At 32.4% G+C, this 13,083-nt stretch carries 12 protein-coding genes, 1 pseudogene and 1 other annotated feature; all 13 genes and pseudogenes read left to right on the top strand.

What is annotated here, in order from left to right; all coding sequences use genetic code 11:
• Positions 1-56: 56 nt before the first annotated feature.
• The 13 genes and pseudogenes from ABH957_RS11920 to ABH957_RS11860 all read left to right on the top strand — a co-directional run bounded on the left by ABH957_RS11920 (position 57) and on the right by ABH957_RS11860 (position 12,980).
• On the top strand, positions 57-575 hold the full coding sequence (locus ABH957_RS11920) for a GrpB family protein (RefSeq protein ID WP_404447703.1): 519 nt from the start codon (positions 57-59) through the stop codon (positions 573-575).
• A gap of 109 nt (positions 576-684) precedes the next feature.
• A complete protein-coding gene (locus ABH957_RS11915) occupies positions 685-1,215 on the top strand; it encodes a hypothetical protein (protein ID WP_404453721.1) in 531 nt (176 codons plus the stop codon).
• Positions 1,216-1,227: 12 nt separating this feature from the next.
• Entirely contained in the window at positions 1,228-1,902 is a 675-nt protein-coding gene (locus ABH957_RS11910; RefSeq protein ID WP_002141982.1) for a response regulator transcription factor, read from the top strand.
• Positions 1,899-3,317: a HAMP domain-containing histidine kinase gene (locus ABH957_RS11905; protein WP_098168276.1), complete on the top strand. Its 1,419-nt coding sequence runs from the start codon at positions 1,899-1,901 to the stop codon at positions 3,315-3,317. Before ABH957_RS11910 ends, ABH957_RS11905 begins: the two co-directional genes overlap by 4 nt.
• A 145-nt stretch (positions 3,318-3,462) precedes the next feature.
• Entirely contained in the window at positions 3,463-4,452 is a 990-nt protein-coding gene (locus tag ABH957_RS11900) for a zinc-binding dehydrogenase (RefSeq protein ID WP_242311433.1), read from the top strand.
• A gap of 273 nt (positions 4,453-4,725) precedes the next feature.
• Positions 4,726-5,325 carry an undecaprenyl-diphosphatase gene (locus tag ABH957_RS11895; protein ID WP_002085252.1) on the top strand — a complete coding sequence of 200 codons (600 nt, stop codon included), beginning with the start codon at positions 4,726-4,728 and terminating at the stop codon, positions 5,323-5,325.
• Between the two features lie 224 nt (positions 5,326-5,549).
• Positions 5,550-7,688, top strand: a complete 2,139-nt coding sequence (locus ABH957_RS11890; RefSeq protein ID WP_404511286.1) for a penicillin-binding protein — start codon at positions 5,550-5,552, stop codon at positions 7,686-7,688.
• A gap of 191 nt (positions 7,689-7,879) precedes the next feature.
• Positions 7,880-8,137: a binding site (T-box leader), on the top strand.
• A gap of 65 nt (positions 8,138-8,202) precedes the next feature.
• Positions 8,203-9,441, top strand: a complete 1,239-nt coding sequence (locus tag ABH957_RS11885) for an MFS transporter (protein WP_404511284.1) — start codon at positions 8,203-8,205, stop codon at positions 9,439-9,441.
• Positions 9,442-9,552: 111 nt separating this feature from the next.
• Positions 9,553-10,578, top strand: coding sequence for a serine hydrolase domain-containing protein (locus ABH957_RS11880; RefSeq protein ID WP_002085259.1), 1,026 nt, complete (start codon positions 9,553-9,555; stop codon positions 10,576-10,578).
• A 64-nt stretch (positions 10,579-10,642) separates the two neighbouring features.
• Positions 10,643-10,750, top strand: a pseudogene (locus ABH957_RS11875) (GNAT family acetyltransferase); the annotation flags it as partial.
• 172 nt (positions 10,751-10,922) lie between these two features.
• Complete coding sequence (locus ABH957_RS11870) at positions 10,923-11,390, top strand: CcdC protein domain-containing protein (protein WP_404447725.1); 468 nt, start codon at positions 10,923-10,925, stop codon at positions 11,388-11,390.
• Positions 11,391-11,470: 80 nt separating this feature from the next.
• Positions 11,471-11,977 (top strand): DUF3189 family protein, encoded by a 507-nt coding sequence (locus tag ABH957_RS11865; RefSeq protein ID WP_002085266.1) that lies wholly within the window; start codon positions 11,471-11,473, stop codon positions 11,975-11,977.
• 196 nt (positions 11,978-12,173) lie between these two features.
• On the top strand, positions 12,174-12,980 hold the full coding sequence (locus tag ABH957_RS11860) for a DegV family protein (RefSeq protein WP_002013192.1): 807 nt from the start codon (positions 12,174-12,176) through the stop codon (positions 12,978-12,980).
• The last annotated feature ends 103 nt before the right edge of the window (positions 12,981-13,083 follow it).

The raw sequence follows: 13,083 nt of genomic DNA, 5'->3' as shown, positions 1-13,083 counted from the left end.
TTTATAAATTTAAATTTTATAAATATAATAATATATAGTTATAAGGAGGAAAGCAAATGGATGGAAAAATCATAATTAAACCGTACCAACAATATTGGCATACAGAGTTTTTAAATGAAAAAAATAAAATTGTGCCGTTACTCCATGAAGAAATTATTGCTATTGAACATATCGGAAGCACAGCCGTAGAAGGGTTAGGGGCTAAACCTCTTATTGATATGATGATCGGCGTAACAAATTTACAAATTACCGGGAATTGGAGGGAAGCCCTAGAAGAAATTGGCTATGAACATGTTCCTAAAAAAACACCTAATTGGCGTTTTTTTAGAAAAGGTAAATGGAGAGCTGGTACCCACCATTTACATATTTATATTTATAATAGCGAGGAATGGAGGAACAACCTTTTATTTCGAGACTTTCTAATAAATCATGAGTGGGCACGTGAAGAATATAGAGTATTAAAAGAGATGCTTGCTGCTACCTATCCTTTTGATCGTGTTTCATATACAAATGCAAAAGCACCGTTTATTTGCAACATATTAGAATTGGCCAAAAAAGAGATAAATAAAATATAAGTAGTTTGCAGATTCTCATTTTATTTTAATCTTTCTCTCATGTTATTCTCTCTTTTACTTGATACAATGCTGATTATAGAGCTTTTGAGTCAAAAGGAGATTATATAAAATGGAGAAAATACTTAGAAATAAATATTTCCATATATATGTTAAAATAATTGGTATTACTATTATTGTTTGTAGTGTAGAATTGCTATTTATTAATGTTTTGTACGGGAATGAATTAAATGTACAATGGCTAAATAAGAAATTAGGTTCTTTAGGTGAATACGGGGTAATTATAGCTGCATCATTATGGTCCTTACGTCATATATGGTTATTTTTAAAGAAGAAACATATTCACGGATTTAAAATAATTAAAGAGCTATATCTTTTTATAAAACATTTTCACGTATTAATTGGATACGCTGTAATAGCTGTTGCGACTACTCACGGTATTTACTTTTTAATAAAAGGAAGTCGGCATATTATGCTAGTATACAGTGGTATATTTTCTCTTTTAACCTTAATAACATTAGGGGTTGCGGGATTTGTTTTACAGAAATCTAATCAGAAAACAAAATTGAAGATGTATCGAAAAGCACATCAAATTATTGCAGTCATATTCGGAATAGGATTGCTTATTCATTTAATCGTATAGGAGGAAGTATCGTTGCAACATATACTAATTATTGAGGATGAGGAAAGCTTAGCAGATTTTTTAGAATTAGAATTAAAGTATGAAGGATATATAGTAGATATACAACTTGATGGAAGAAAGGGATTAGAAGCAGCACTTGAAAAGAATTACGATCTCATATTACTTGATTTAATGTTACCGGGATTAAACGGACTGGAAGTATGTCGTCGACTAAGAGCAACTAAAAGTACACCTATTATTATGTTGACTGCTCGTGATAGTATTATGGACCGTGTGACAGGGTTAGATAGTGGAGCTGATGATTATCTTCCAAAACCGTTTGCAATTGAAGAACTTTTAGCACGTATGAGAGTGATTTTTAGGAGAGAAGAAAATACAGAGCAAAAGCACGCATCATTTCTTTCGTTTAAAGATCTACAGCTTCAGATTGAATCTCGAACTATAACTAAAGGAAATGAAGAAATCGAACTTACAAATAAAGAATTCGAGCTACTGCTTATGTTTATGAAAAATATTAATCGAGTTCTTACCCGTGATATTCTACTGGACCAAGTATGGGGATATGATGCAATGGTTGAGACAAATATAGTCGATGTGTATGTTCGTTATTTACGTAATAAGTTACATAGTTTAGATAAGGAGGAGTATATCCAAACAGTCCGCGGTGCTGGATATATAATGAAATGATAAAAAACATTGTGTACCGAATTCGAAATTTACCTATAAAGTGGAAATTAACACTTTGGTCCACTACACTAGTATTCATTTTGTTTATTTTGTATAGCACGTTACAATTCATTGTAATTAATAAGTGGACTATAGATTATGAACAGAAACAAATAAACAGACAATTGACAGAAATAGCGGCATATTTTCAAGATAAAAACGAAACGCTCTCGAGCAAAACATTTGAAAACAGTAATGAATTTCTTAACAACATGATTGATAAACATCAAATGATTCGTATTATCGGAAATGATGGAAAACCCATTGTTACTGTTTCGCGAGATTTTAATGAATCGTGGATAGAACCAAAAAATGTTACACAAGATGAATCATTTATAAAAAGACATATAGAAGATCGAATATTAGTTGAGCGCATACCAATTCAAACAAAAAAATTCACGGGAACTATTGAACTTACGAAAAACTTAGAGACATTTGATCATTTATTAAAAATTATCTTAGTGGTAATGGTCTTTGCAGGGATATGTGGATTAGTGTTTAGTTTTTTAGGCGGAATACTTATAACGAAAAAGCTTTTATCAAGTGTCCAAAACATAACGGATACGATGAAGCGTATTAAGAAAAACGGACTAAATGAAAGAGTTCCAGTACGAGAAAATAATGATGAACTCGCAAAATTATCGATTCTTTTTAATGAAATGATGGATGAAGTAGAAACTTCTTTTACACAGCAAAAACAGTTTGTAGAAGACGCATCGCATGAATTAAGAACACCATTAACAATTATTCAAGGGCACTTATCAATGCTGAATCGATGGGGAAAAAATGATTCAGCAGTATTGGATAAATCTCTTCAATCCAGTCTAAAAGAAGTAGATCGATTAAATAAATTAGTTTCAGAACTGCTAGAGCTATCAAGAGCCGAATCAGAACAGATGCATCCTATAGCAGTCGAACGAGTCCATGTTAATAGCGTATTAAAACAAGTTACACAAAACTTTGCAATACTGCAAACGGACTTTAAATTTGATATGAAATTGGATGCAGATGATGCATATGTTTCAATGCCATCATCTTACTTAGAACAAATTATTATTATTGTAATGGATAATGCAGTGAAATATACAAAAGAAGCTAATAAGTATATTTGTATTGAATCAAGTATACAGTCGGGGGAAATTAATATTCGCATAATAGATCATGGAGCGGGAATACCTGAATCGGATTTACCATTTGTTCTTAACCGTTTTTATAGAGTCGATAAAGCGAGAAGCCGAAAACAAGGTGGCAATGGGCTAGGTCTATCTATTGCAAAACGGCTTGTAGAAAAATATAGCGGAACTATTCAATTAGAGAGTAAAGAAAACGAAGGAACAATTGTTACAATTACATTTCCTGATACTACACATGAATAGTTAAAGGTAAAAAATTCTTTTTGAAAATACTCTTTAAAAGGAGGAATACATTTTGTATTTCCTCCTTTTTTGATGCTTAGTAATCAAATTATTTTATTTATTTCGATATTTAAAGTACATTGAAAGGATTAAGGGGGAATAATTAATGAAAGCTATTGTACATCAACATAAAAAAGGATTAGAAGGTTTAGAATATAAATTATCACCGGAGATAACTCCTAATGTGGGGGAAGTTAAAGTGAAATTAAGAGCAGCAGGTTTAAATCATCGTGATTTATTTATAATGAATAATAGAAAAGAAATGGAACTACCATTAGTTTTAGGGTCAGATGGTGCAGGTATTGTTATAGAACTAGGAGAAGGCGTTTCAAATATTTCACTACATACCGAGGTTATTATTAACCCTAGTATTGGATGGAATAATACTCATGAAATACCAGAGTTACCTGAAGTACTAGGTGGACCAGCCGATGGAACGTTTGCTGAATATGTTATTGTACCAGCAGAAAATGTAGTGGAAAAGCCATCATATCTTACGTGGGAAGAATCTGGCGTTTTATCTTTATCGGCATTAACTGCATATAGAGCGCTTTTTACAAAAGGTAGATTAAAACCTGAAGAACATGTCCTAATTCCGGGAATCGGCGGTGGTGTAGCTACTTATGCTATGTTATTTGCTAAAGCAATTGGAGCAAAGGTGAGTGTTACTTCAAGGATAGAGGACAAAAGAAAGGCTGCTGAAAAATATGGAGCAGACTTTTCTTTTAATAGTTCTGGTAATTGGGACGAGTGCCTACATGGAGAAAAAGTGGATTTAATTATAGATAGTATAGGTCCGGCGACTTTCTTAAAATATTTTGATATATTAAAACCAAATGGAAGAATCGTTAACTTTGGTGCAAGTTCAGGAGATAAAATCGAATTACCGTTACGAGCATTATTTTATAATCAAATCGATATTATGGGAACATCAATGGGGAGCAGTGAAGAGTTTAATGCGATGATTCATTTTATAGAGGAACATAATATTAAACCAATCATTGATAAAGTATATCCATTAGAAGAAGCAATTCAAGCTTTAAATCGAATGCAGCAAGGAGAACAATTCGGTAATATTGCCCTTCGTATGGAATAAAAATATGATTTCAGAGAAATTATATTTAAATGAACATGTTAAGTATTATATTCATGCATAAAGTGTTTACCATACTATTTAAAATGTTTTACAAGCTGTATACATACTTAGCTCTTGTAAATAGTTACACGATTGTCAAATGAATAGTAATAAAATGAGAATTAGATGAGAAAAGTTTAAGCCCATTTTCATATTGATGTTGTATACTGTGTAAATCAAGAACACTTGTATCTTTATTTAAAGTACAATGAGTAATAATAAGGAGAGAGTAATATGAATTACACAGTATTTCAATGGATTAATAACTTTGCTGGATCATCCAAGCTATTAGATACGCTAATGATCGCTATTACAAATAGTGTTCCATATGTAGCTATTCTATTCATGCTTATCCTATGGTTCAATAATGGAAAGAAAGAGAATGCAATTAGAAAACAATATACAGTGTTATATACGACACTTTCAGTTAGTATTGCATTATTAGTAAATGTTCTTATACATGCGGTATATTACCATCCGCGTCCTTTTATAACACATCATGTAAATCAATTAGTACCGCATGCAGCAGATTCATCATTTGTAAGTGATCATTCTGTACTCGTATTTTCGATTGCTTTCGTATTTATTCTAAGAGGAGAAAAACTTAAATATATCGCGTTAATATGGGCAATATTAGTCGGTGTATCACGCATGTACGTAGGCGTTCATTATCCTCTAGATATACTTGGTGCTGCGTTCTTAACATTTATTACAAGTGGATTAGTGATGCAAAGCGCACGTATATTTGAACCGTTAGCAAGTTTTATTTTCAAAATGTATGCACTAGTAGCAAAACGAGTTCCTTTTTTAGCGAAATATAACCACATAGCGTAAACTTAAGAACCTACCAAAAAGTAGGTTCTTTTTATTTGAAGATTCGAAAAATTTCACTCACCGTATTTTATATTTAAAAACATAAACGATCAAAAACAAATAGCAACTTAGATTGTTTTCTTATCGTTTTAGAGGAATTCACTGAAAAAACTACGAAAAATATAGTATCTAAAATAAAAAAGTGCATCTTCGCATTAATGCATTGTAAAGGAAAGGAGATTAGTATGCATAAACTTCAAACGAATAAAGGCGCTCGATATATGATGATTGCTTTTATTGTTTTGTTTCTTACTATGCTTTTACGCATATTTTATATTCAAGCGGTAGGAGTCGTGCATAATGTTAATGTAAAGGATCTTGCGAAGGAACAACAAAACAAAAATGGAGTTTTAGAGGCAAATCGCGGGACAATTTATGATCAAAACGGTAAAGTATTAGTCCAAGACTCAACGACATATCGCATCGTTGTAAACCTAAAAGGAAAAGATAAATTAAAAGATAAAGAAGATACCGCACAACGTTTAGCAGATGCGCTTGAAGTTGATAAAGAGGAGATCATGAAAAATTTTCACGAAGGACGTACGCAAGTTGAAATCGGTAAAATTGGACGGAATTTACCTAGAGAAGTGAAGGAGGAAATAAAAAAATTAAAAATACCAGGGGTGTCATTTACGACAGAAAAAGCTAGAGTATATCCAAACGAAGACTTTGCATCATATATCCTAGGTTTTGCTAGGCCAGATGAAAAAGGAAATGCAGAAGGTAAGTTTGGACTCGAACAAAGTCTTGATAAATATTTGCGCTCTACAAACGGAAATGTAAAATATGTAGGTTCACGAAATGGTATCCCACTTACAAATGATATAGGAAAAATAGAACCTGCTAAAAATGGAAATAACGTATACCTTACGCTTGATAAACAAATTAATAGTTTTTTAGAAGATGCAATGAACAAAGCGGAGCAACACTATGACCCTTCTATGTTAGTAGGAATTATTGCAGATCCAAAAACAGGTAAGATTTTAGCAATGTCTAGTAAGCCTAGTTATAATCCTAACAAGGGAGACATTGAATATTTTTTAAACGATCCAATTGCGAATGCATTCGAACCAGGGTCTACAATGAAAGTTTTTACATTAGCTGCTGCAATTAATGAAGGTGTATATAACGGGAAAGAATATTTCCAATCAGGAAAATACGCAGTTGGTTCAGCAGAGATTAAAGATCATAATGGCGGCTATGGATGGGGCTCAATTACATTTGATGAAGGGTTTGAAAGGTCATCGAACGTTGCTTTTTCTATTTTAGAAGACCAGTTACTGAAACCAAATAAATTCAAGCAATATATGAATAAATTTGGTTTCAATCAAAAAACAGGGATAGATTTACCTGGAGAAAGTAAAAATACATTATTGTTAAATACTCAAATTCAACAAGTTACTACATCTTTCGGCCAAGGCTCAACTGTAACTCCTATTCAAATCGTACAAGCGGCCACAGCTATAGCAAATGACGGGAAAATGATGCAACCTTATATTGTTGATAAGGTTGTAAATCCAACAAATAAACAAGTTATTATGGAAAATCAACCTAAAGAAATAGGGAATCCGATTAAAAAAGAAACCGCAGATAAGGTAAGGAACTTAATGGAGCGTGTTATAACATCATCTAAAGGAACGGGAACGATGTATAAAATTGATGGTTATCCGATTGGTGGTAAAACAGGGACAGCGCAAATTCCGAATCCTGAAAATGGACGATATATGGAAGGGAAAGATAATTATATTTTTTCATTCTTAGGAATGGCTCCAATTGATGATCCGCAATTAGTCGTATATTTAGCCATTAAGCAACCTAAATTAAAGGGGAATGAATACGGTGCTCAGCCTCTTGCTGAAATTTTTAAACCAGTTATGAAAAATAGTCTAGAATATTTAAAAGTGAAACCATATACAGAAAAGCAAATGGCAGATGCAACAAAGCAATCTGAAATAAAAGTACAAAATTATGTAAATCAAACAATGGATACCGTAAAAAATATTGCAGAAAAAGAGAAACTTCAGCCGGTATTATTAGGAGAAGGAAAGATAATAAAACAATATCCACAGACTGGCGAGGTAATGAGTGAAGGAGATCGCATATTTCTAGTAGGAAGTAATGTGAAAATGCCTAACCTAAAAGGTTGGTCAATGCGTGATGTTATGTATTTCTCTAAGTTGTTGAAATTAGATTTAAAAACAACAGGTACAGGGTATGTAACGAGTCAAAGCATTGAAAAGGAACAATATATACAAGAAGGTGATACTTTAAAACTAGATTTGGAACCGCCTCTAGAACCATTAGCAGAAGCGAGTACAAATTAATATCGAATTTTGTAAGAGTCTATAGTAGAATAGGCTCTTTTTGTTAGAGTTACAAGCAATTTCACGCACCGTATTTTTTAATAAATAAAAAATCAAGTTACAAAATTATAAAGGATGCTCACTTTTTAAAAAAACTGATTATTCTTTTTAATTATTTACAATATAAAACCTATGTGATAATATGGAAAAAACCAAATGCAGTGAAGAGAAGAGTAAATAAAATGAATTTTTCACAGAGAGCTCCATTTAGCTGAAAAGGAGCAAAAATTCTTTATTGAATCAAGTCTCTGAGCAGCACATCGGAACCTTTTAAAAGTGGATGGTGTGACGGGAGCTCCCGTTATAGAGCTAAGGTATAAGCATGAAAATAGTGCAGTACCTGATAAGGTTAATATGGCGACATATTAACAAACTAGGGTGGCACCGCGATGATAAATCTCGTCCCTAAGACTTTAAGTCTTGGGGGTGGGATTTTTTTATTGTTTTAAAACAATTTAGAAAGCGGGTGCCTAAAGTGAAAAAATTACTTAAAGATTGGAAATATCCTTTATTACTATTGTCCGGAGTTGGTATTGCGAATTTAGGTGCATGGATTTATTTAATCGCACTGAATGTACTTGTCTATAATATGGGTGGCTCAGCCTTAGCTGTCGCTACTTTATATGTGATAAAACCATTAGCCACTTTATTTACAAACGCTTGGTCAGGAAGTATGATAGATCGTTTAAATAAACGAAAGTTAATGATTCACCTCGATATATATCGAGTAGTATTTATCGCTATTTTACCCTTGGTTCCATCCCTTTGGATTGTCTATCTCTTAGTATTTTTTATAAGCATGGCCAGTGCGATTTATGAACCAACTGCTATGACATATATGACGAAATTAATTCCAGTAGAGCAAAGACAACGTTTCAACTCACTACGTAGTTTAATAGGATCTGGTGCATTTTTAATCGGTCCAGCAGTAGCGGGGATATTATTAATTACTGGTACACCAGAGTTTGCTATATATATGAATGCTATAGCATTTTTGCTATCAGGGTTCATTACATTACTTTTACCTAATCTTGATAAAAAAGACGATTTTAATACATCCAATGATAAATTGTCACTAACTGTATTAAAGAAAGATTGGAACATAGTTTTAAATTTCAGCAAAAAATCTGTGTATATAGTATGTGTTTATTTCCTATTCCAAGGAATGATGGTTTTAGCTACCGCTATAGATTCACTTGAACTATCGTTTGCGAAAGAAGTTTTATTGTTAACAGATAGTGAGTATGGCTTTTTAGTTAGTACCGCTGGTGCGGGTTTTATTTTAGGAGCAATAACAAATACAATTTTATCAAAAAAATTAGCACCTTCATTTCTAATTGGGATAGGATCATTATTCATTGCAATCGGATATTTGATTTATGCTTTTTCAAATGAGTTTTTAATGGCTGCTATCGGATTCTTTGTTTTATCTTTCTCTATGGCATATGCAAATACAGGATTTTACACATTTTATCAAAATAACGTTCCGGTTCATATGATGGGACGAATCGGGAGTATATACGGGCTCGTTATAGCTGTTTTAACAATTTTTATAACGATTCTGTTCGGCGTTGCAACTCAATTCACTTCTATACAACTTGTAGTCATTGTAGGAGTATTGGTAATGCTACTTATTACTATCATATTGTGCGTGTTTACTTTATTACCATCGCAGTCTAAGGTATATTCCGCTGAATCAATAAATTCGAAATAGTTCCCTTGGTTTTTATTTGAAACTTAGGGGGTTGAATAGGAGGTTTCTTTCCCCTATATATGGAAAAATAATAAGGGGAAAGAACAATACCAATAAACAAGGGTGGTTATTATGATAAAAACAAAAGATCAAATAGAGAAAATTGTAAAAGAAATACATCAGAATATAGATTTTTCTGGGGTAGTCTTAATAAAAAAAGATGATGATATTATTTATGAAAATTCATTTGGATATGCTAACCGAAGTGAATGTATAAACAATACACTACAAACAAGATTTGGAATTGCCTCAGGATGCAAATTATTCACTGCTATCAGTATCTGTCAACTTGTTGAAAGAGGTGTAATTACTTTTCATACAAAGTTAAAAGATTGTCTACATATTAAATTTCCAAACTTTAATGAAGATATTACAGTACATCAACTTTTAACGCATAGTTCAGGTATTCCAGATTATTTTGATGAAAGTATCATGGATAACTTTGAAGACCTTTGGAAACAAACTCCTATGTATCTATTAAAAAGTTTAAAAGACTTTTTACCATTATTCCAAAACAGTAATATGATGTTTACACCAGGAAGTAAGTTTTACTATAACAATGCAGGTTTTATTATACTTGGATTAATTATAGAACAGCAGACAGGACTTGAATTTACGGAATATATAGAAAGAAACATATTTGTTCCAGTTGGTATGAATGATTCAGGCTATTTCTCTTTAGATAATTTACCAAAACATACAGCTCTCGGATATATAAAGGATGGAAATAGTCAAAAATGGAGAACAAATGCATACTCTATACCCATAAAAGGAGGTTCTGATGGTGGTGCTTATATTACTGCACCAGACATGGTGAAATTTTGGGAAGCTCTATTTAACAACGAAATATTAAGCCACGAATATACGAAGTTACTTTTAACTCCTCATATTTTAGTGAATAATAGCCAGTCTTACGGCTATGGAATATGGATTGAAAAAAGACAAGGAAATATTTTTAAATATCATGTAATGGGATATGATCCAGGCGTGAGTTTTCGCTCGGCCGTATACCCGGAATTAGGAATTACATTAGTTATTCCATCAAATAAAGGGGCAGGACCTGAAAAACTAATGGTAGAAATAGAAGGAGCGTTTTAATTACATGGATATAAAAATTAGAGCATATAAAAAAGAAGACGAAATAGGCTAGGTACGTTGCCGTGTGTTATCTTTTTTAGATACAGCATATTATGACAATGTACTTAGAGGGAAAGAAAAATATGAAAATCCCGCAATTGAACTAGTTGCTATACATGAAGAACAAGTAGTAGAAGACGTACGAGTAAAAAGTACGTCTTTTTACTTTTATAAATAATGCTTAAGGCTGATGGGAAATCACATTCCATATTATACAAATTAAAGTAGCTATCGTATTTCAAGTATGGTATGAACAGAGACGAATATAATTTTCAAAGGTAAACAAGTATATAGGAGGACTCTAAATGGATATTCTATTTGTTATTCTACTTGTTATTCTTATAATTGTATTAATGCAAGGTAAGGAATACAAAGTGAATATTAATCGTATTTGGCTCATTCCGGCTTTGCTGTGCTTTGTAACAATCCAGTCCATTATTCATATGGGACAATTAAATATATTGCACGTACTACTATTCGTTGCAATGTTTGGAATTGGATTGGCACTTGGGATTATTAGGGGGAAAGCTTTAACATTTCGGTTAGATAGTGAAACGGGTCATGTATTACGAAAAGGAAATTGGTTAAGTACAATTATTCTCCTTGTTATTTTAGGTGCGAAAATCGTGATTAAGCAAAGTATGTTTTCTGGCAGTACGCACTCCACATTAATGGTTGTAACGAATGCCTTCCTCTGTATCACATTAGGTACAGTAATTAGTAGACGATATTATATTTGGAAAAAATATAATGAATTAACACAAAGAGTATAAAAAAAATCATCCCTTGTTTAACAATCTTTTGAATGGTGATACTAATTAACATTGAACTTTTTATAATAAGGGATGATATTATGATTTTTATCTACACAGATTTCGGCGGAACGCATACAACCTCGCTAGCTGCAGCTTATCATTTAAATAAATTACCAACTGATCGGAAGTTAACGAAAGAAGAAATTTTAAATGTGGAGTACTTTAATAAATTGAAAACAGAAGATATGGGGAAAATTATTTTTCATGGACAAGATGAATATGGGAATCCCGTATATACAATTGGATGCGGGGCATCAAAAGTCGTTGTACCTGCGATGAAGCATTTAGGAGAGATTCTGCAAAAACATTATCAAAACCATGACAAGATTATTTTTTCTAATACATCACCAACAGTTCCATTGCCAATGACTTTAGGCGGTTTGTTTTCTAGAAGATTTCATATTGATTTTATTGGTGTACCGTTACTCGTATGGGGAGCAAAAATTTGCTGTGATAATATCCAGCGACTTGTCAGTTATACGAAAGAAGCGGGGCGAATGACGAATGATTATGTTGTTATTTTAGATAACGAAACATTTAAGTAATTTAATGTTAAAAGAAAGCCGGAAAATTTTGTGGTTTTCTTTTTTTTGATAAATAGACAAAAAACATTCACATTTATTATACATCTACTATAGCCAAAATAATAAAGTCCTGTTACTATTACAGGGGATATTCTCTTTTCGTAAGATAAATATATAGAAAAGTCAGAAAAGAGGAACGGAATAAGGGAGGAACAACATGAAGCGTGTTGCTTGGTTTACTGATAGTACAACTGCGAGTTTTACAACAGATGGTGATAACTTTGTTATCCCAATTGAAGTTATTATTGATGGAGTGTCTTATAAGGATTGTGAAGAAGGAGTTCATAAACGTCTTTATGAAGCGTTAAATGATGGAAGAACAGTTACTACTTCGCAACCTAATATAGGGGAAATGGTAGAATTATTTACTAAATGCAAAGAAGAATATGAAGAAGGCTTTGCAGTTGCTATTAGCGGAAAAGTAAGTGGGACCTATCAAAATATGAAGTTAGCTGCTGATATGGCAGGTTTCCCTTTAACTGTATTAGATAGTGAAACGACAAGTTATCCAATGGATGAACTTTTGAGAAAAGCTAAAACGTTATACAATGATGGTATGACTTTACAAGATATACATAAAACATTAGTAGATGAAAAAAGAAGGCCTTTTTATGTATTTCCAAAAAGCTTAAAAGGTTTATATGCAAGTGGTCGAGTAAAGGGAGTTCAATTTTTACTTGGAAGTTTATTAAGTGTCAACTTAATCTTAGAAGTAAAAGGCGGCGAACTTTTACTTGAAAAGAAAGTGCGTAAAATCCAAAAATGTAGAGAATACATTAAAAATGAGCTTGAAAAAGAATTACCAAAAGTACTTCATATGTTCTATGCTAACGATAAAAATGGAGCTGAAGAATGGATTTCAGATATTAAACAAGCATTCCCTGAAATGGATTTCAAGCTTTATCCATTGCCGATTTCATTTGCTGTACATGCAGGTGAAGGTACAATAGCAATTAGTTATTAAGAGGAAAACCCGTGAATGATTCGCGGGTTTTTTTATTTTTTTCTACAATTACCCTATACTAGATAATTATATATAGATGGATAAAAGGATTTCCTACTATTAG

It is taken from the genome of Bacillus sp. RC242 (assembly GCF_044908245.1).
In the GTDB taxonomy this organism is placed as follows: domain Bacteria; phylum Bacillota; class Bacilli; order Bacillales; family Bacillaceae_G; genus Bacillus_A; species Bacillus_A mycoides.
The sequence above is the reverse complement of the archived record's forward strand: the minus strand, read 5'-3'. Positions and strand labels throughout refer to the sequence as shown.